General features: G+C 66.7%; 19 protein-coding genes. 8 read left to right on the top strand and 11 right to left on the bottom strand.

The window, feature by feature from the left end; genetic code table 11:
- Positions 1–1,069 precede the first annotated feature (1,069 nt).
- Complete coding sequence (locus NO978_RS09880) at positions 1,070–2,587, top strand: Cdc6/Cdc18 family protein (protein ID WP_257299425.1); 1,518 nt, start codon at positions 1,070–1,072, stop codon at positions 2,585–2,587.
- Between the two features lie 114 nt (positions 2,588–2,701).
- Here the strand turns inward: NO978_RS09880 and NO978_RS09875 are convergent, their stop codons facing one another.
- Positions 2,702–3,910 (bottom strand): S26 family signal peptidase, encoded by a 1,209-nt coding sequence (locus NO978_RS09875; RefSeq protein WP_257299424.1) that lies wholly within the window; start codon positions 3,908–3,910, stop codon positions 2,702–2,704.
- A gap of 141 nt (positions 3,911–4,051) precedes the next feature.
- Here NO978_RS09875 and NO978_RS09870 point away from each other — a divergent pair, with 141 nt between their 5' ends.
- On the top strand, positions 4,052–5,758 hold the full coding sequence (locus NO978_RS09870; RefSeq protein ID WP_257299423.1) for a DNA-directed DNA polymerase II small subunit: 1,707 nt from the start codon (positions 4,052–4,054) through the stop codon (positions 5,756–5,758).
- A gap of 31 nt (positions 5,759–5,789) precedes the next feature.
- Here NO978_RS09870 and NO978_RS09865 read toward each other — a convergent pair whose 3' ends face one another.
- Entirely contained in the window at positions 5,790–6,227 is a 438-nt protein-coding gene (locus NO978_RS09865) for a hypothetical protein (protein ID WP_257299422.1), read from the bottom strand.
- 214 nt (positions 6,228–6,441) lie between these two features.
- Here NO978_RS09865 and NO978_RS09860 point away from each other — a divergent pair, with 214 nt between their 5' ends.
- The 3 genes from NO978_RS09860 (at position 6,442) to NO978_RS09850 (ending at position 9,452) form a co-directional block, all read left to right on the top strand.
- Positions 6,442–7,620, top strand: coding sequence for an aspartate kinase (locus NO978_RS09860; RefSeq protein WP_257299421.1), 1,179 nt, complete (start codon positions 6,442–6,444; stop codon positions 7,618–7,620).
- A gap of 74 nt (positions 7,621–7,694) precedes the next feature.
- Entirely contained in the window at positions 7,695–7,910 is a 216-nt protein-coding gene (locus NO978_RS09855; protein ID WP_257299420.1) for a hypothetical protein, read from the top strand.
- A gap of 201 nt (positions 7,911–8,111) precedes the next feature.
- A complete protein-coding gene (locus NO978_RS09850; protein WP_257299419.1) occupies positions 8,112–9,452 on the top strand; it encodes a tryptophanase in 1,341 nt (446 codons plus the stop codon).
- 141 nt (positions 9,453–9,593) lie between these two features.
- On the opposite strand, the gene NO978_RS09845 is transcribed toward NO978_RS09850, so the two are convergent.
- The 5 genes from NO978_RS09845 to NO978_RS09825 form a co-directional block, all read right to left on the bottom strand.
- Positions 9,594–10,253: a metallophosphoesterase gene (locus NO978_RS09845; RefSeq protein ID WP_257299418.1), complete on the bottom strand. Its 660-nt coding sequence runs from the start codon at positions 10,251–10,253 to the stop codon at positions 9,594–9,596.
- Positions 10,254–10,325: 72 nt separating this feature from the next.
- Positions 10,326–10,901, bottom strand: coding sequence for an IMP cyclohydrolase (locus NO978_RS09840; RefSeq protein WP_257299417.1), 576 nt, complete (start codon positions 10,899–10,901; stop codon positions 10,326–10,328).
- Positions 10,902–11,005: 104 nt separating this feature from the next.
- On the bottom strand, positions 11,006–11,443 hold the full coding sequence (locus NO978_RS09835; RefSeq protein WP_257299416.1) for a hypothetical protein: 438 nt from the start codon (positions 11,441–11,443) through the stop codon (positions 11,006–11,008).
- A gap of 73 nt (positions 11,444–11,516) precedes the next feature.
- A complete protein-coding gene (locus NO978_RS09830; protein ID WP_257299415.1) occupies positions 11,517–12,557 on the bottom strand; it encodes a helix-turn-helix domain-containing protein in 1,041 nt (346 codons plus the stop codon).
- Positions 12,558–12,636: 79 nt separating this feature from the next.
- Positions 12,637–14,787, bottom strand: a complete 2,151-nt coding sequence (locus tag NO978_RS09825) for a heterodisulfide reductase-related iron-sulfur binding cluster (protein ID WP_257299414.1) — start codon at positions 14,785–14,787, stop codon at positions 12,637–12,639.
- Positions 14,788–14,997: 210 nt separating this feature from the next.
- Here NO978_RS09825 and NO978_RS09820 point away from each other — a divergent pair, with 210 nt between their 5' ends.
- Positions 14,998–15,594, top strand: coding sequence for a conditioned medium-induced protein 4 (locus NO978_RS09820; protein ID WP_257299413.1), 597 nt, complete (start codon positions 14,998–15,000; stop codon positions 15,592–15,594).
- A 25-nt stretch (positions 15,595–15,619) separates the two neighbouring features.
- Entirely contained in the window at positions 15,620–16,273 is a 654-nt protein-coding gene (locus tag NO978_RS09815) for a hypothetical protein (protein ID WP_257299412.1), read from the top strand.
- Positions 16,274–16,288: 15 nt separating this feature from the next.
- Here NO978_RS09815 and NO978_RS09810 read toward each other — a convergent pair whose 3' ends face one another.
- The 4 genes from NO978_RS09810 to NO978_RS09795 form a co-directional block, all read right to left on the bottom strand.
- Entirely contained in the window at positions 16,289–16,753 is a 465-nt protein-coding gene (locus tag NO978_RS09810; RefSeq protein WP_257299411.1) for a GyrI-like domain-containing protein, read from the bottom strand.
- A 64-nt stretch (positions 16,754–16,817) separates the two neighbouring features.
- Positions 16,818–17,402, bottom strand: a complete 585-nt coding sequence (locus tag NO978_RS09805; protein ID WP_257299410.1) for an L-threonylcarbamoyladenylate synthase — start codon at positions 17,400–17,402, stop codon at positions 16,818–16,820.
- A gap of 58 nt (positions 17,403–17,460) precedes the next feature.
- Positions 17,461–17,976, bottom strand: a complete 516-nt coding sequence (locus tag NO978_RS09800; protein ID WP_257299409.1) for a redoxin domain-containing protein — start codon at positions 17,974–17,976, stop codon at positions 17,461–17,463.
- Positions 17,976–18,236: a glutathione S-transferase N-terminal domain-containing protein gene (locus NO978_RS09795; protein ID WP_257299408.1), complete on the bottom strand. Its 261-nt coding sequence runs from the start codon at positions 18,234–18,236 to the stop codon at positions 17,976–17,978. Before NO978_RS09795 ends, NO978_RS09800 begins: the two co-directional genes overlap by 1 nt.
- A 126-nt stretch (positions 18,237–18,362) precedes the next feature.
- On the opposite strand from NO978_RS09795, the gene NO978_RS09790 reads away from it, so the two are divergent.
- On the top strand, positions 18,363–19,778 hold the full coding sequence (locus tag NO978_RS09790; protein ID WP_257299407.1) for a hemolysin family protein: 1,416 nt from the start codon (positions 18,363–18,365) through the stop codon (positions 19,776–19,778).
- Positions 19,779–19,802 lie beyond the last annotated feature (24 nt).

The raw sequence follows: 19,802 nt of genomic DNA, 5'->3' as shown, positions 1-19,802 counted from the left end.
GACCCACGTTGTCGCGTGCCATTCCCGCTCGAGGCCCCCCACCCCTTCGTTTCGGGTGGAACAGGTGACGAGGGTGCGTGGGGTGGTGGACGAACCGGCGGTTTCGTTCTAGGAGACGGATAGGAATGGACGAACGTCTAGTGTACAATATAGCTAGTAACTAGTAGAAATTGGTTTTTCTCTAGTTTGCGGATACTGTTTCAAGAGTAGTGTATTAAAGATTGTCTTCGCTAGACGACCCCACCACCCCCACCCCGCCCCAACGTTGTTCCACCCGAAACGAAGGGGTGGGGGGGTTTTCCTTCCGTGCTAGCTTACGACACAGCCCTCGGCTCGGTCCACAGCTCAGGCTCCGGAACTCCCGATCGGCCGCCGGTCGTCGTCGGCCCTCAGCCACCAACCCCCCCTCTCGTTCAGGTCGAACGGAAACCCCAGTCGAACAACCCCGTCGCTGTCGAGGAGTTTGGCCAGCCACTACGAGTCGTTGCACCCCCTGTTTCCCCTCGACTGGCCGCTGCACGCGAGCTCTATCCCGGCTTCCAACTCCGTGGCCAGCCTTCCTCCCGATCCGTCATCGGGGGTCCCCAGCGGGTGGGTACACTCGACGAACCAGGTTGCGGTCGGCATTCCGAGTACAGATCTATCGCATCTGGTACGGGCCGTCGCGACCTTGCCGAGGTAGTCGCTCGCGGACGTGGGACGAATGACTTTCTTCAACATGCTATCCCGTGTCACGTTCTCTAGCACCACGCTCGGCCGAGTACGCCACGGGCTCGGCCATCGAGATGAAACGGCCCTATTCGCAGCCTCGGGAAGAGCTCTCCCGTTCGAGATACGACGAGAACACCAGAGAACGGTCGTCTCGCACTCAATCCCGGGGTGTAGCACTACTAACTGCTATTACTGAAGGGCAACTATTATTACCCTCCTGTTCATCTGGTTCGTTTGCATCAACTGGACGGCGTATCGACGATCCGTTCGTCTCATATCCGACGTACGACCGGTACACGTCCGCTTTCACGGGACCTCGTTTCGAGTTCCAATCGAAACGAGGGGGTGAACCAAAGGGATGACAGACAACGACAACGCGGATACGGACGTATCCGAAGGCACGGAGCGGACGCCTGCGGAGAACTCACGGGACTTCGACGTCGACCTCGACGATGTCGTACTCGACGAATCGGACGACGAGGGGGCATCACAGGGACTGTTCGACGACCTCCTGAGCGGAGAACCCATCTTCGAGAACAAGGAAGTCCTGCGGCCGTCCTACACACCGCACGAACTGCCGCACCGGAAAGAACAGATCAACAAGATGGCGACCATCCTGGTCGCAGCGCTGCGTGGCGAGACCCCGTCGAACATCCTCATCTACGGAAAGACGGGGACCGGGAAGACCGCGAGCGCGAAGTTCGTCTCGAACGAGCTGGAGAGCACTTCGAAGAAGTACGAGGTGCCCTGTTCGGTCGAGTACATCAACTGCGAGGTGACGGACACGCAGTATCGCGTGCTCGCCCAGCTCGCGAACAAGTTCATCGACGAGAACGAGGCGTACATCGAGGACCGCGTCGCCGAACTCGAGGAACTGCTCGACAGCATCGACGACGGAGACGAAACCCGGCCCCTCGCCGATACCGAGTTCGACTCGCGCGGGGACGTCGCCGAGCGGATCGACGAGCTCGAGGCCGACGCCGAGGAGTTCGAGGACGTCCCGATGACCGGCTGGCCGACGGACCGCGTCTACAGCGTCTTCTTCGACGCCGTCGACTACGAGGAGCGCGTCGTCGTCATCATGCTCGACGAGATCGACAAGCTCGTCGAGAAGTCGGGTGACGACACCCTGTACAACCTCTCGCGGATGAACTCCGAGCTGGAGAACTCCCGCGTGAGCATCATGGGTATCTCGAACGACCTGAAGTTCACTGACTTCCTCGACCCACGCGTCAAGTCCAGCCTCGGCGAGGAGGAGATAGTCTTCCCGCCGTACGACGCGAACCAGCTCCGGGACATCCTCCAGCACCGCTCCGACGTGGCGTTCGAGCCCGGGGCGCTCACCGAGGACGTCATCCCGCTGTGTGCAGCCTTTGCCGCCCAGGAGCACGGCGACGCCCGACGCGCGCTCGACCTGCTCCGGACGGCCGGCGAGCTCGCGGAGCGCTCGCAGTCCGAGGTCGTCGACGAGGACCACGTCCGCCAGGCCCAGGACAAAATCGAGCTCGACCGCGTCGTCGAGGTCGTCCGTACGCTCCCGACACAGAGCAAGCTCGTCCTCTTCGCCATCATCCTGCTCGAGAAGAACGGCGTCCACAACATCAACACGGGCGAGGTGTTCAACATCTACAAGCGCCTCTGCGAGGAGATCGACGCCGACGTGCTCACCCAGCGTCGCGTCACCGACCTCATCTCCGAGCTCGACATGCTCGGCATCGTCAACGCGGTCGTCGTCTCGAAGGGTCGTTACGGGCGGACGAAGGAGATCAGCCTCTCCGTTCCCATCGAGGAGACCGAAGCCGTCCTCCTCAGCGACTCCAGGCTCGGCGACATCGAGGAGGTCCAGCCGTTCGTGCAGGCCCGATTCAACAACTGAGCAAGCTGTCTCGCTGCGACCCAACTGATCGCGATTCACTCGTTCTCCAGAACTCGACTGCGATGCCTACTCGACGTGAAACGTGGGCCGACTGTCGAAACGACATCCGATAGCTTACAGCACGCCGCGTCGCCGTGCCACGACTGTCCCGACGCCGGCGAACACGGCCCCGAGTTGCAGTCGAAGCACTGCGAGCGAGGTTGGGGCGACCCCGCCGAACGTGGTCGCCAGCTGTGCGAACTGAAGGCGGATCCAGCCCAGCAGCGGGATGCGGACCTTCGCCTTCCCGCGGACCCAGTCGGGTCTGACGACGTTGCTCTGACCGCCGACCTGATCGTACACGTCGTTCGCGTCGCCCTTGGTGACGAAGCCGCTGTGGCTGGGTCGGCAGGCCGTTATCTCGTCGCAGTCGAACTCCCTATCTGCCGATTCGGCTCGGCTGAGATACTGGGGATTGGCCTTTCCGGTCCCGCCTTCTGCCTCGCTGTCGACCCAGTTCTCGCCTTCCTCGACCCAGAAGCGAGCGCGATGGATGATCGGCACCCGTCGAGGATCGTCGTTGGGCTGGTAGACGATGACGTTCCCGTAGTTCCCGAAGCTCCAGTAGCCGTCGTTCTGCTGTGCGGCACGGTGGGTCACGACGCCGGTGCCGGGCTGGGCGCTGTCCCCGGCGAACCGTCCCTCCTCGACGATGAACACGAGGTCGTTCTTGTGCATGTGCGGCTCCATGCTCCCGCTCTCGACGGCGACGAGCGGCGGCCAGATACCGCTGACCGCAAAGAGCACGAGACCCAGCACCGCGACGGTGAGGAGGCTGCTGCCGATGTCCCGCACCGTCACGACGAACGAATCGTTGGTGTGGAAGAACCAGTCGATAGGGCCGTCGAACGTCTCGCGTCCGTCGTCGTCGCCGGGGATGGGTGGGCCGTCAGGTTCTGGTGCGGCCCCGTCTGGTTCCGGTGCAGGCCCGTCCGGGGTCGCAGTAGTCCCGTCCGAACGCTCCGGATACGGCCTCTGCGTCTCGTCGTCTGCCGCGCCGTCGTCTCGCCTGCCGGGCGTGGCTTCGACTGGACCCGTAGCGTCCGTCTCGGACTCGCTGGGGTCCGTCGATGCCGAGCGGTCCACGGCATCTCGACTCGAACCGTGGGGGTCGGTTCCGCCGTCGCGACCGGTCGTCGGGTCGTCACTCTCGTGCGTGTCGTCGGCCGAGGCCGCACGGTCGTCCCTGTCGGCTCCGGGCTCGGCACGGTCGGTGTCGTGTCGCGGAGTCTCCCGCTCTTCGGGCGGGTCGTCCGACTCGTCGTCCGTGCCGGGTCCGGTCATCTGCGCGTCGGTTAGATGCCCCCACCAATCAACTTTCTGATGCCGAGAGCGTGGTGACTCCCGCTGCAGTCGGTCGGTTCTGGCGTTCCCCCGGTCGTCAGTTCCGGCACGCTTTTGGCAGGCCGAGTGCTGTGGAGTGATGTGCCACAGGAGGCGACCGCATGCATCGTCGGCGAACTCGCGAGCCGTGGCTACAACGCCGAGCGAGAGGCGGTGACGCTCATCGCGAGCGCAGAGGACCCGGACGCGACGCTCGCAGCTGTCGTCGACGCGACGGGCGCTGACGCGCTGAAGGTGACCGCCGAGGACGTGCGTGCGGTCCAGGACGCCACTGCACCACGTGGAGAACGCTCCGTCGGTGGCGAGGAACCGCGGGACGGGACGGCGACGACGGCGGACGAACACCCCCCCGTTTCGACTGGAGATGGCCGTTCACAGACCCGGTCGAGTGCCTCGGATTCGAACGGGAGTTCTCCAGTTGAAACGGGGGGGTCTGAAAACGGTGACGAGGACGTGCTCGACGGGGCCCAGGGCGACGCTGGAACGACAGGCGCGGTGACCGGCGCAGCGGCCGACACCCCGGCGGAGTCCGCCGCCGACGAACTCGCCCCCAGAGAACGGAGCGCCGACCGCTCGACGGACCAGCGCTCCGTGGGCGTCGAGAACGACATGACCGGCCGCAGCACCGGCACCGGCGAGTACAGCGACTTCGTCTCGGTGTTCCGCGACCGCTACGACAAGCTCGCCTCGAAGCTCCGGGGACGGGTGAACCACCGGCCGACCGACGCCATCGAGTCGATGGCCGGTGGCAGCGAGGTTGCCCTCGTCGGCATGGTCAACGACATCCGCTCGACAGCGTCGGGCCACTGGCTCGTCGAGCTCGAGGACACGAAGGGGACGTTCCCCTGTCTGGTGATGAAGGACCGGAACATCGCAGAACTCGTCGACGAGCTGCTGTACGACGAGGTCATCGCCATCGAGGGCACGCTGGCGGACGACGCCGGCATCGTCTTCGTGGACTCGATGTACTTCCCCGACGTGCCCCGGACCCACGAGCCGAGCTACGCCGACCGGCACGTGCAGGCGGCGCTCATCTCCGACGTCCACGTCGGCAGTCAGGAGTTCATGCACGAGGAGTGGGACGCCTTCGCGGACTGGCTCTACACCGAGGAGGCCGAGGCAATCGAGTACCTGCTCATCGCGGGCGACATGGTCGAGGGCGTCGGCGTCTACCCGAACCAGGACGAGGAGCTCGACGTGGTCGACATCTACGACCAGTACGAGACGTTCAACGAGAAGCTCAAGCAGATCCCCGGCGACATCGACGTGACGATGATTCCGGGCAACCACGACGCGGTACGCCTCGCCGAACCTCAACCGGGATTCGACGAGGAACTGCGGAACATCATGTCGGCCCATGACCCCCGGATCGTGAGCAACCCGTCCACCGTCACCCTGGAGGGGGTCTCGGTGCTGATGTACCACGGGGTCTCGCTGGACGAGGTCATCGCGGAGACCCCCGAGCACACCGCGAGCTACGAGGAGCCACACAAGGCGATGTACCAGCTGCTGAAGAAGCGCCACGTCGCACCACAGTACGGCGGGCACACCCGCCTCGCACCCGAGGAGAAGGACTACCTCGTCATCGAGGACGTGCCCGACATCTTCCACACGGGCCACGTCCACAAGCTCGGCTTCGGGAAGTACCACAACGTGCTCGCCATCAACTCCGGCTGCTGGCAGCGTCAGACCGACTTCCAGAAGTCGGTCAACATCCAGCCGGACGCCGGGTACGCGCCGGTCGTCGACCTCGACACGCTCGACGTGACGGTCAGAAAGTTCTCCTGAACGGACCCAGCGCCGGCCGCCGCCGACTCACTCAGTCGCTCGTCGCGTAGCGGTACCGAACCGTCTGCTGGCGGTCGAACCGCGGACCGTGGCCGGCCTGTTCGAACCCGACGCGTTCGGCGGCGACGCCGGCAGGTTCGCCGGGGTCGGTGACGAGCAGTTCGACGTCCATCGACTCGTTCCGGGCGAAGCGGAGCGGTTCGGCGAGGAGTCGCTCGCAGGCGTCGGGCGTGCCGTCCAGTTGCGTGACGTAGACGACGTCGGTGGCAGCGTCGAAGCTGACGAACCCGAGGAGCTCCGGCGTCTCGGGCTCCTCGACGTCCGCGTTCGGGTCGTTGGTCCGTGCGTCCTCGGCCTCGGCGACGCGGACCGTCCGGTCGTGGACGAGATTGCGCATCACGTCGACCGGTCCGTCTGCGATGGCGGCCATCGCGTCGGCGTCGGCTTCGACCGCCTCACGCACGTGCATCAGGCGTCTATTGTCTCTCCGTGCGTATAAATCCAGCCCGCGAGACGGCTGCAGACGGTTGCGTACGCCGTCACGGCGACCGTGCCACGGACCCCGAAGCCCGGCAGGTATTTCCAGTGGGGGACATAGTTATGGCCCCGACACGGTTACGAGGGGGTATGAGTGACGCCAGTATCGGCGCGACGAGCGAGTGCAGCAGCGACCCGGTGGTAGGATGCGCGTAGTCGCCAAGTTCGGGGGTACGAGCCTCGGCAGCGGCGACCGCATCAACCGGGCCGCGGACTCGGTCGCCAGCGCGGTACGCGAGGGGCACGAGATAGCCGTGGTCGCAAGTGCGATGGGAAACACGACGGACGAACTCCTCGACGACATCACGTTCGAGGCCGACGACGCCGACCGGGCGGAGATCGTCAGCATGGGCGAGCGCACGTCCGTCCGGATGCTGAAGGCGGCACTGACTGCCCGGGGTATCGACGCGCTGTTCCTCGAACCCGGCCACCCCGAGTGGCCGGTCATCACGGACGAGCACGGGGAAGTCGACGTCGAGGAGACGACGAAGCGCGCGGCAGAGCTGGCCGAACAGCTCGACGGCGTCGTCCCGGTCATGACGGGCTTCCTGGCGGAGACACCGGACGGCTCCATCGCGACGCTCGGGCGGGGCGGCAGCGACACCACCGCGGTGATGCTCGGCAAGTACCTGGACGCGGACGAGGTCGTCATCGTCACCGACGTCGAGGGCGTCATGACCGGTGACCCGCATGTCGTCGAAGGCGCGAGAAACGTCGGCCAGATCTCGGTCGACGAGCTCCGGAACCTCTCGTTCCGCGGGGCGGAGGTCGTCGCACCGTCGGCGCTCTCGTACAAGGACGACGAGCTGGCGGTCCGCGTCGTCCACTACCAGCACGGCGACCTGCTCTCGGGGGGGACGAGCATCACGGGCGAGTTCAGACACCTGGTCGACCTCCGCGAGAAACCGCTGGCCTGTGTCACCGTTGCGGGGCGGGCCATCCGCAACCAGTCCGGCGTCTTCCACCAGCTCGCGTCGTCGCTCGCCGAGTCGGGCATCAACGTCGACGCCGTCGCCAGCGGCATGGACACCGTGACGTTCTACGTCGACGAGCACGAGTCCGAGCGGGCCGAGAACATCCTGCATCGGGAGGTCATCGACGACGAGATGCTCTCCTCCGTCACCGTCGAGGACGACCTCGCAGTCGTGCGTATCACCGGCGGCGAGCTCCCGAACGAGCCCGGCGTCATCAACAACATCGTCTCGCCGATAGCCGAGGCGGGTATCAACATCCACGAACTCATCACCTCCGCGACCAGCGTCGCCGTCGTTGTCGCCTGGGACGACCGCGAGGAGACGCTCGAAATCTTACAGGAGCTGTACTGACCCGCGGTCCGTACCACCGCTCGTGGCCGGTCGTCCACGGAACACTTTTGACCCTTTAGTGGCAATAAGTTGCCATGAACGAGACCGAGCAGCTCGGCCCGTTCCGTCGCGGTACCGAGCGCTTCACCCTGGTCCTCGCTCTCCTCGCCATCGCCAGCGCGTCGGTCGCCTACGAGGTCGGCAGTGTTCTGGCCGGCGCTCCGCTGGACCTCGCCTGGCTCCTCCCTGTCGTCGGCTGCTGTCTCGCCTGCATCGCTGCACTCGCGGCGATGGAAGTTGACGAGGAGTGAAGCGAGCCACGGGCTCGTTTCGGCGGCCCTCGAGGAGCGGCAGCGACGCGTCGCTGGTCCAGCGGAACACGCCGTCGGTGACCGGCGAGCGCATACATCTGTCTTCCGGTGCCCGTATCAGTACACTCACCCGGCGTTCTGTCGTTCGATTCGCAGACAGCGCCAACTAGGACTTTCACGCTCTCGCCCCTCTAGGTGTCTATGACACACTACAAGTCGAAGATGGTGGAGCCGATCCACCTGCCGGCACGCGAGGAGCGAGCGGCCAACCTCGAGGACGCGGGCTACAACCTGTTCAACCTCGACGCCGACGACGTGTTCGTCGACCTGCTCACAGACTCCGGGACGGGGACCATGTCGGCCGAGCAGTGGGCCGCGATGATCCGGGGCGACGAGGCCTACGCCGGGAGTTCGAGCTTCCGGAAGCTCGAGGACGCCGTCGCGGACGTCATGGGCTTCGACCACGTCGTCCCCGCCCACCAGGGCCGCGGCGCGGAGAACGTGCTCTACGGCACCATCCTGGAGGAGGGCGACGTGGTGCTGAACAACACGCACTTCGACACGACCAGAGCGCACGTCGCGAACCAGGGCGCTGAGGCCGTGGACTGCCCCGTCCCCGAGGCGAGCGAGTTCGACAGCGAGGGCGACTTCAAGGGCAACTTCTCCGTCGACGAAGGCCGGCGCGTCGTCGACGAGGTCGGGGCCGAGAACGTGCCGGCGGTCATCCTGACCATCACGAACAACTCCGCCGCCGGCCAGCCGGTCTCCATCGAGAACACCCGCGCAGTCCGCGAGTTCTGCGACGAGATCGACGCCACGTTCGTCCTCGACGCCTGCCGGTTCGCGGAGAACGCCTACTTCGTCCGCAACCGCGAGTCCGAGTTCGCCGACGCGACCGTCGCTGGAGTCGCCCGCGAACAGCTCTCCTACGCCGACGTTGCCGTCATGTCCGGCAAGAAGGACGGTCTCGTCAACATCGGTGGCTTCGTCGCCTGCCGCGACGAGGACCTGTACGAGCACGCCAAGCAGCGGGGCATCCTCTACGAGGGCTTCTCCACCTACGGCGGGATGTCCGGTCGGGACATCGAGGCGATGGCGGTCGGGCTGCGCGAGGCCGTCGAGGAGGACTACATCGCGGACCGCATCGAGCAGGTCCGCTTCCTCGGCGAGCGCATCGCCGAGCACGGCGTTCCGGTGTTCGAGCCCGTCGGCGGCCACGCGGTCTACCTCGACGCCGGCGAGTTCCTCCCGCAAATTCCGGCGGAGGAGTTCCCCGGCCAGGCGCTCGCCGTCGAACTGTACCGCGAAGGCGGCGTCCGCTGCGTCGAACTCGGGAGCTTCGCGTTCCCCGACAGCGACCGCCCCGAACTCGTCCGGATGGCCGTCCCGCGCCGGATGTACCACAAGGAGCACATCGAGCACGTCGTCGACACCGTCACTGCGGTCTGGGACCGCCGCGAGGAGATCGGCGGCTACGAGGTCGTCGACGAGCCGCCGATGAAGGAGATCCGTCACTTCTCGGCCGAGCTGGCACCGCTCTGAGGCGGCACTCCGTTCGACCGCGTTCACCACGCTGGCAGCGAGACTCTGTTCGAGTTCGACCCGACAATTTACCGGCTGCGTGTTGGGCAACCGTCGATTTCGTCCCGGTCCACGTTGGTTCCCCCGGCGAGAAACGTGACCTTACCGCCCGTCTTCCAGCCGGGTCCCGATGCGTTCGGGCAGTCCAGCCGCGGCCACCTGTTCCTGCACCGCTTCGATGTCGTACTCCACCCGTCGCTCCTCGACGGTTCCGTCGTCCATGTCGAGGACGGCGTAGGCGGCGCGGGGGTCGCTGTCCCGCGGCTGGCCGACGCTGCCTGGATTCATGACGATGCCGTCGTCGTAGGTCTCGTGGTGCTGGACGTGCGTGTGGCCCATGACGAGGACCGCCTCGCCGCGGAGCAGGTTCGACGAGAACTCGTGGGTCCGGGTGTAGTGGTCGGGGTCGTCGGGGTGGCCGTGGACGAGCTTGACGTAGCCGTCGCAGGCGCGACGCTCGGTCGGGAGGTCGGCGAGCCACGTCAGCTGGCCGTCGGTGAGCTGTTCCCGGGCGTACTCAACGCCGGCGCGGGCCATGTCGTTGAACCGGAACGCGGTGTCGGTGACGACCGCCCGGTCGTGGTTGCCCGAGACGCTCACCACGTCACGGTCGGCGAGGGTGTCGACGCACTCGCCGGGAGCTGGACCGTAGCCGACGACGTCGCCAGCACAGAGCAGGCCGTCGACGGGGGGCATGTCCGCGAGGACGGCACGTAGCGCGACCGCGTTGGCGTGTACGTCGGAGATGACGCCGAAGCGCATGTCACGAGAGCAGTGGCTGACGACCGTTCAATCCTGCGATGGTATGGGCGGTGGCGTACCGAGGGACGACGCTCAGTCGTCCAGACTGGCGAGCGAAAAGCCGTCGCCGTCGCGGACGACGCCGGCAGCACAGACCGCGTGCTCGAACGGCGCGTCGAGGACCTCACGGGCGGCGTCTTCGGCGTCTGCCGCGTCGAAGTCGTACGCCTCGGGGGTGTCCTTCTCGTACGTCGCGACGAGCGTCGGCTCGGTGACCTCGCGGACGAGGAGGGCGTCCCGGCGCACGATGCCGACGTGTGCCGCCTCGTCGCCGACGACGCCGGCGATGCGGGGCGTGTCGTAGTCGTCCTTCTCGTAGTCGAGCGAGAGCAGCGCGGTGGCGAGCGCGTCGCGGGCCGGGTAGCCCATCGCCAGTTTCTCCGCGATGGGGTCGACGTGCGAGCCGTTGCCCAGCACCGCGCCGGCGTCGGTCACGCGGACGCAGTTGTACGCCACGTAGGGATTGTCCGTCTCCGGGGCGTCCGCCGTCGGGCCGACGGTCAGCGTGTCGTCGTCACGTCGCGAGATGGTCCGATTCGGGAACGAGCGCGAGGAGACGCGGTACGCGCCCACGTCGGGGCCGACCACGAGGAATCGTCCGATGTACATACACGGACGTGCGTAATTCGGCGGTAAGAAGCCGTCGATGTATGCACGTACCGGGCTACTTCGACCCAGTCCGCGGCAGGTGACCACCGACGCAGGGGGACGCGTCAGCCCTCGACCCGCGTGGTCGTCTCGCCGCGTCCCCGCCCGTACCTTGCCGCGAGCTCGTTCAGTTCGGCCGCGTACCGCGCGTCGAGACGGTCGACCTTGGCCCGGCCCTCGTCGGTCAGTATCCAGTCCGTGACGCGGGCGTCGTCCGACACCTTCGCGTAGGCTCGCGGGTCGTCCGGGTCGCCACCGTCGGCCAGCGGGCCGAGGTCGAACCGGTCGGCCCGCAGCTCGGTGGCCGAGAGCGCCTCGACGCGCTGGATGAGCCCCTTCTCCGCGAGCTGGGTGAACGTCCGTCGGACCGACGACTTCCGGACCGTCGGCGACTCGTTGCGCATGCCGACGTTGCCGTAGCCGCCGCGCTCGATGACCGCCGCGAGCGGGTCGAGCACGGCGCTCACACGGGTCGGCTCGTAGCGGTCCGGGTCGGCTCCCACGATGCAGTGGAGGATGGTCCGCTCGATGTGGCCGTTCGTCAGCAGTGCTTCGTCCGCGGGTGGGTCGCCCCCGTCATATTGCGTATCTTTTCTTATACCAGATGTTGCGTAGTTGCGTTACAATAAATGTAGTGGATGGGACGTAACCTGTTGCCAGGGTGCAGTGGTGACGCGGGTGCTCTCGGAGAGCCCCCGCTCGTCGACACGAGAACAATCGGTTCAGCCGTTCAGTCCTCGGATGCCCTTCGACGACCTCGGTCCGGTCCACCTCGAGGTCGCCGTCGAGTTCGGCTACACAGCTGTCGCCGTCGGCGTGGAAGCGTACCTGGACACGCCACGGGTCCCGCGAGACGTACTCGACGTGCTCGTCGGTGACGTACTGACTCACTTCCCAGTACGGCCGCTCGCGGAGCGAGACGCCGCGCTCCCTGTGGAACGCCTCGACGGCTGGGTGCCGGGACGCGAGCGCTCCGAAGGAGGTCATCGTCCGACGACCGCAGACCGTGCAGTCGAACACCGCCAGCGCGTCGTACCGGATGGACTCGTGAACGTCCTCGGTAACTGATGGCTCGACGACGCCGCCACAGTCCCCGCAGAGTCCCTGGGCGGCCTGCTCGGTGCCGAGCCGGGACCACCGGTCGAAGGCGTCGACGACCTCGTCGGGGTCGCGGTCCCGGACGACCGTCGGCGGCATCCGGACCGCGAGGACCGTCGCGGCACAGTCGCCACAGGTGACGGTGAATCGCTCGTCCTCGTAGGCCGCCGACAGGGCGGTCGCCCCGCAGTCGATGCACTCGCCCTCGATGTCGAACGGTTCGAGCCGCTGTTCGTCGGTGTACGTGCCGGCGGTGACCGCGCGGGCGAGCCGCCGCCCCGCCGCCGTCAGCTCGTAGCCGTCGTCCGCCTTCGCGACGAACCGAGGCCGGAGCTGCTTGAGGTGGTAGTTGAACTGCGCGCTGTCGCGCACGTCGACCCGACGGTGCAGTTCGGCGAACGCGAGCAGTGTCCCCTGCGCCTCGTGGAGCGCGTCGAGGATCTCGAGGCGGCTCGCGTCGCCGAGCAGGGCGAACGCTTCGGCGGCGTCGCGCGCCTCGTCGGGGTCGTCTGCTGTCATCGCTCCGAATTGACGCGGAATCCACAAAAAACTCCGCCAGCGCTTCGAGCGCGGGCGAACGGCGTTGCGTCCGGGGGCGCTACAGGCCGGCCGTCTCGTGCTCGCCGAGGGCCTCGACGACCAGCTCGGCCACGTCGACGATCTCGATGTCGTCCTCGAAGCCGCCGGTCTTCCGGCCGTCCTCGTACATCGTCATGCACATCGGGCAGGCGACGACGAACTTCTCGACCGCCTGGCCGGCGTCGGTGTCCTCCAGGGCCTCGCGGAGGCGTTCCTCGCTGGGCTTCTCCTCCTCCTCCATCTCCATCCAGAGGCCACCGCCGCCGCCACCGCAACAGAACGAGTCTGACCGGTTGCGCGGCATCTCGTGGAGCTCACAGCCCGTCGCCTTCACGAGTTCGCGCGGGGCCTCGTACTCGTCGTTGTACCGGCCGAGGTGGCAGGGGTCGTGGTAGGTGACGGTGTAGTCGAGTTCGTCGCCGGAGAGTCCGAGCTGCGGGACGAGTTCCTCGACGACCTGCGTCCAGTGGTAGACGTCGATCTCGCCGTCCTCGTTCCAGGTGCCCTCGTAGTCGAACGGCATCACGGGGTCGTCGGCGAAGTCCTCGAAGTCGACCTCGGGGTACTCGTTCTTGATGGTGTTGTAGGAGTGCGGGTCCGTACAGACGATCTTCTCGAACTCGCAGTCCTCGAAGGACTCGACGTGGTGGCCCGCCAGCTCGATGTAGAGGAACTCCTCGCCGACGCGGCGGATGTCGTTGCCGTCGTACTTCTCGTCGTCGAACAGGATGCCGAAGCTCACGTCGGCGGCGTCGAGGATGGTCGCCAGCGAGCGGGCGACCTTCTTGTTGCGGTCGTCGAAGCTCGGGTAGTCGCCGACGTACCAGAGGTATTCGACCTCCTGCTCGCGAGCGTCCGGCACGTCCACGTCGACGTCGTCGGCCCAGTCGCCGCGCTTCCGGTTGGGGTCGCCGAACGTGTTGCCCTTCTGCATCACGTTCTGGAACACCTCCTGCATCGACGGCTGGATCTCGCCGGCGTCGGTGAGCTCCCGGTTCATCCGGGTGAAGCTCTTGAGGTGCTCGATCTCGACCGGGCAGGCGTCCATGCAGGCCATGCAGGACATACAGGACTCCATCGTCTCGGCCTGGATGACCGAGGAGCCGCCGTCGGCGACGATGGTCCTCTCGTCGCCACCGGCCTCTAAGTTCTCCCGGTACTGCTTCAGGTCGAGGATGACGTCACGCGGGTCGAGGTTGCGCCCGGAGGCCTTCGCCGGACAGACCGAGGAACAGCGGCCGCACTTCGTGCAGGCGTCCTGGTCGAGCATCTCCTTCCACGAGAAGTGGTCGATGCTCGCCGCGCCCGTCTCGGCGTCGAGGTCCGCCGGCACCGAGGGGAGGCGCTTGCCAGCCTTCTCGTCGCGGGTGACGACGTTCGCGAAGCTCGATATCATGTGGAACGGCTTCGCGAACGGGATGAGCGCGATGAAGCCGAACGCGAGCAGCGCGTGGCTCCACCACATCGCGGGGTAGAGGTCGGCGGCGAGACTCGGCGAGACGCCGACGGCCTGGAACGACCGCGCGCTGAACCAGCCGACGAAGCTGACGATCTCGTACTCCGGCATCGAGGCGCTACCCGCGCCGTCGCCGAGGATACGAATGCCCTCGACGACGTAGCCGCCGACGCCGAGCAGGAACAGCGTCCAGACGAACAGGCTGTCCTCGGTGCTGGTGTGCTTGCCCCAGAGGCGCTCGTTGCGCACCCAGTAGCGCCGGTAGATGGCCATGCCGACGCCGACGACGAACAGCAGCCCCATCGCGTCCATCACCAGGGAGTAGGAGAGGTAGAACGCGCCCTGGAGGAACGGCTCGTTGCCGAGTGCCTTCTGCCAGAGGTCGATGTCGATGCCGATGATGGTGGTCCCGATGAGCAGCGTCAGGAAGCCCCACATGATGAACGTGTGCATCAGGCCCCCGTACAGGTCGCGGTTGAACTGCTTCTCGTTCGTCGCGACGATCTTCGTCGCTTCGACGACGCGACTCACGATGTCGTCCGTCCGGTCGAACCAGTCCTCCGAGCCGCGCGTGTACCGCTTGAACCGCCGGTAGACGCCCCAGCCGAACGTCAACAGCGCCATCGCAGCGAAGAAGTAGAACAGTATCTCCTGGACGTGCCCGATCTGCCAGAACGTCTCCCGTCCGGGGGTCTGTAACGGCGGAACTGTCATAGTCTATCACCCGGACGACGACGGCTTAAATCTTGCCACACCACTCCGAAAGCATCCCGCCGGCGTCTTGCGGGAATCTCGAACCAGTTTCCAGTTTACCCCGGCTGACTGCCGTCCTGCGATTCCGCCCGAGTGCGACCGGCGGCGGTCCGGACCCCAACCAGTTCACCGCAGTCTTTTATAGTCCGTCCGAGTAATTGTGTCGCCACGATGGACAGAAAAACGGAGGAACTGCGCGATATCTTCATGGACGTGGCCGAGGGTGAGACGGTCACGGAGGCACAGGAGGAGTCGCGCGGGTCGCTCGCGGACAGGGGTGATGTCGGCCAGCGCCTGTCCGACGTCGTCGCCGGGATGCGAGAGCGGTACGCGTTCCGGGCCGACCTCGACGACGAGGAGCTGTGCACCCTGGTGCGTGGCTTCTACGACGACGAGACCGACGCCGAGCTCGCGCGCACGCTCGATATCTCCCGACACACCGTGTTCCGGGCGCGGATGGACCTGCACCTGCTCCGCGAGAGCGACCTCGACGCGCCGTTCGACATCGGCGTCTTGCGGGACAGGCTCGAGGACGAGGACCCGCTGACCGAGGTGGCTGACGACCTCGGCGTCAGCGCGTCGACGGTGCGCCGCTACCGCGACGCGCTCGCCGCCCGGAACGAGTCCCGCGGTGCGAACGACCGGTATCGCGGCGAGTTCGACAGCATCCTCGCGGACAGCGACCTGACGGGTGGACTCACGGACGACGTGCAGAACGACGGGCTCGAGGACGCGACGGAGGACGCCGAGGTCGACGTCTCATTTTAAGTAGGAAGCCGAGGCCAGAGCGGTCGTGCTCGCGTTCAGCGACCTCCGAGAGGCGACCTACTGCCCGCGCAAGCTCTACTACGCCCGCCGCGCCGACCGGACGGTCCCCGACGAGGTCGAGGCGGTCCGGGAGCTCGCGCACCGATACGACGAGGTCCTCGACGGCGACTGCGACGACGAACTCGCGACGCTGGCCGCACCGCCACCACCGGTGTACCGCGAGCAGCTTCGCTGCACCGCCGAGCGCTGCCCCCGGTTCGACGCGCTCTGTGAACCCGCCGACCGTGACGTACTGCTGACTGGCCGGGACTGTCGCGGCATCGCCGGGAAGGTGCTCGCCGGTCCGCCCGAGCCGTCGCTCGTCTCGCCCGGAAAGCCACCCGAGAACGGCGTCTGGGAGCCACACTCGGTGTGGGCGGTCGCGGCGGCGAAGGCGCTCGCGTGGGAGCGCGAGAGCCCCGTCGAGCGGGCGTACGTCGAGTATCCGGCCCACGGCGTCGTCCGTACCGTCGACATCACGGCACGACGGACGGCCGCCTATCGGCGGGCGGTGCGGACGGTCGAGGGGATCGACGGCCCGCCCCCGCGACTGCGAGACAGCGCGAAATGCGAGTCCTGCGAGTACGCCGACACCTGCGGCGTGAAGACCCGGTCGCTCAGCTCGCTGCTGGGGCTGTAGCCCGGTGCCCGGCGGTCACTCCGAGACGGGGACGAACACGTCGAGCGTCTCCCCGGCGGTGGTGGGGTCGAAGTCGGGTCCGTAGTACTCGAACGCGGGGCCGTCGGTGCGCTCGTACGCTACCGACGGGAACCACTCGTCGTACACGCGATCCATCAGCGTCCCGATCTCGTCGAGTCGGGCGGTGAACACGGCGTACGTCCCGCCGGGAATCTCGACGTGCTCGAGTGATGCGGGGGTGTCCGTCTCGTCCGACGGCTCGACCCCGGCGAGGTACGTGAACGAGCCGGTCCCGGCGTCGAAGTCGAACAGGACGCCGAAGGCCTCCTCGGAGTTGATGCGGTCGGTGTACGCGCCGTGGCGTCGTTCGAAGTCGCTCCAGTGCGCGCCCAGGTCGGCTTCGTCGGTCGCACGCGTCGTGAGCCCGACAACAGTGAACGCGTCACGCTGGACCATTCGTGGGTCGTCGATAGTGGTCATAGGGTAGCTACGAGTTCAGCCGACTTGACGGTTGTCGCCTCGACCGGAGATACCTCCGTCGCCGTCACGACCCGTCGAGCCACTCCTCGATGCGGTCAGCGAGCGCTCCGCGTCGGTGTATCTCGCCGGCCTCGACGTCGACGACGGTGCTCTCGGTGCCGTCGGTCGGTCCGTCGTCGACGACGTGGTCGACCTGCTCGACGAACGTGTCGTCGAGGTCTGCAGGGTCGGTGACGCTGGGTCGTCCACTCAGGTTCGCGCTCGTCGCCGTGACGGGCGTCCCAGCGGTCCGGTACAGCGCCAGCGCCGTCGCGTGGTCCGGCACGCGGACGCCGACCTGTTCGCGGCCGGCGGTCAGGACGTCGGGGACGTGCTCGCGGCGCTGGCAGAGCACCGTCACCGGGCCGGGCAGGAACTCGTGCATGAACTCCGTCTCGCGCTCGGTCGCCTGCACGTGCTCGGTCGCGGCCTCGACGTCGGGCACCCCGAGCGAGACGGGCTTGTCGCGGGCCCGTTCTTTCGCCTCGAACACTCGTTCGACGGCCTCGGCGTCGAGCGCATCGGCACCGAGTCCGTACACCGTCTCGGTGGGATAGACGACGAGGCCGCCTTCGCGGAGGACCTCGCCGGCGTCGGTCACGTCGGTCATGGCAGGAGCTACTCTGGGGAGGCCTAAAAGCGTGTCAGAACCACGACCGACCGGGTCGCTACAGCGCTTCGAGCGCGGCCTCGACGTCGTCGTAGTCGGGGAAGTCCGGCCACTCCTGGGCGGTCCAGGCGTACCGGACCGTCCGGTCCGCGTCGACGAGGAAGACCGCGGGCCGGAACTCCGTGACGCCGGCCATCCCGTCGAGGTCGTGCTCGATGCCGTACTCGGCGGCGACCCCCGCGGCGGGGTCGGAGAACAGCGGGTTGTCGATGCCGCGTTCCTCGATGAGCCGCTTGTGGGCGTACGGGTCCGACACGGAGATGCCGACGACCTGTACGTCGAAGCGCTCGCCCCAGTCGCGGTCGCGGACCTCGTTCCACGTGTACGTCGCCGGGAACGCACCGTTCATCGTATGCGCGACGAGCAGTACCGGGCCGTCGTCGGTCAGTGCCGAGAGCGAGGCGTCCTCCCAGTACTCGTCGTTCACCAGCGGCCGGGTGAAGTCGGGAGCCGTCTCGCCCACCTCGACGTGGGTCGCCTCCGGCAGGTCGACGACGTCGAACTCGAGCTCCATCAGGCCTCACCCCCGTAGGTCGCGTGGAGGTACTCGACGATGTTCGCGCTCTCGGTCATCGTGACACCGGTGTTCTCGTCCGCGATGGCAGGGACGGTTCGCTTGCCGGAGACGCGCTTGACGGCGTTCCGCCGGGAGTGCAGCGGTTCGACGAACCGCGAGCGGTAGTCGAGGTCGTACTCGTCGAGCACGCGGACGACGCGCTCGCAGAACGGGCACGCCTGGAGCCGGTAGAGTGTGATGGGTGGAGCCTCGGACATGAACCAACGTAGGTACGTCGCCGCTGAAAGGTCTTCGCTCGCGGCAGTCACCCGGCCCGAACCCGGTGAACCGGTCAGGAAACAAGAAAAGAGTTAATCCCGGGGCCCACCAATGCTCACTGTCGAATGGGTTCATTGCCTAGTCTCGTGTCCGTGGAGCTCCCCGCACTGTACGAGCTGCCGCTGCTTGGTATCGAACTCTCGCGGGACGTCGTCGGCCTCCTGGGCGCCTTCTCGATCCTCGTCCTGCTCGGACTGTCGGCCTTCTTCTCCTCCTCGGAGATCGCCATGTTCTCCCTGGCGAAACACCGCATCGACGCGCTGGTCGAGGAGGGGAACCCCGGGGCGAGAACGCTGGCCGGCCTCAAGCGTGACCCCCACCGCCTGCTGGTGACCATCCTCGTCGGGAACAACCTGGTCAACATCGCGATGACCTCCATCGCGACGGGACTGCTCGGTATCTACCTCGACAGTCAGGCGCTGGCGGTCGCCGCCTCGACGTTCGGGATCACCGCGCTCGTCCTGCTGTTCGGGGAGAGCGCGCCGAAGAGCTACGCCGTCGAGAACACCGAGTCGTGGGCCCTCCGCATCGCCCGCCCGCTGAAGTTCTCGGAGTACCTCCTGTTGCCGCTCATCGTCCTGTTCGACTACCTCACCCGGCTGGTCAACAAGGTCACGGGTGGTCGCTCCGCCATCGAGACCTCCTACGTCACCCGCGACGAGATACAGGACATGATCGAGACCGGCGAGCGCGAGGGCGTCATCGAGGAGGACGAGCGCGAGATGCTCCAGCGTATCTTCCGGTTCAACAACACCATCGCCAAGGAGGTGATGACGCCACGGCTGGACATGACCGGCGTGCCGAAGGACGCCGCCATCGACGAGGCCATCGAGACGGCCATCCACTCCGGCCACGCCCGCGTCCCGGTGTACGAGGGCAGCCTCGACAACGTCATCGGCGTCGTCCACATCCGCGACCTCGTCCGCGACAACAACTACGGCGAGACGGAGCCCGAGGACATCGAGCTCGAGGACCTCATCCAGCCGACGCTGCACGTACCCGAGTCGAAGAACGTCGACGACCTGATGGCCGAAATGCGCGAGAACCGCATGCACATGGTCATCGTCATCGACGAGTTCGGCACCACCGAGGGGCTCGTCACGATGGAGGACATGATCGAAGAGATCGTCGGCGAGATCCTGGAGGGCGAGGAGGAGGAACCCATCGAGGCCGTCGACGACGACACGTTCGTCGTCAAGGGCGAGCTCAACATCGAGGACGTCAACGAGGCGATGGGAATCGACCTCCCCGAGGGCGAGGAGTTCGAGACCATCGCCGGCTTCATCTTCAACCGCGCGGGCCGCCTCGTCGAGGAGGGAGAGCGGATCACCTACGACGGCATCGAGATAACCGTCGAACAGGTCGAGAACACCCGCATCATGCGGGCCCGACTCGCCCGCATCGACGACGGCGACCTGTCGAGCGACGAGGACGACGGCGACGACGTCGACGCCGAGCCGGGCGAGGTCCAGCCGGAGTAGTCGACTCGCGGTTCACCGCCGTCG

This window comes from Haloarchaeobius sp. FL176 (genome assembly GCF_024609245.1).
Lineage (GTDB): Archaea > Halobacteriota > Halobacteria > Halobacteriales > Natrialbaceae > Haloarchaeobius.
The sequence above is the reverse complement of the archived record's forward strand: the minus strand, read 5'-3'. Positions and strand labels throughout refer to the sequence as shown.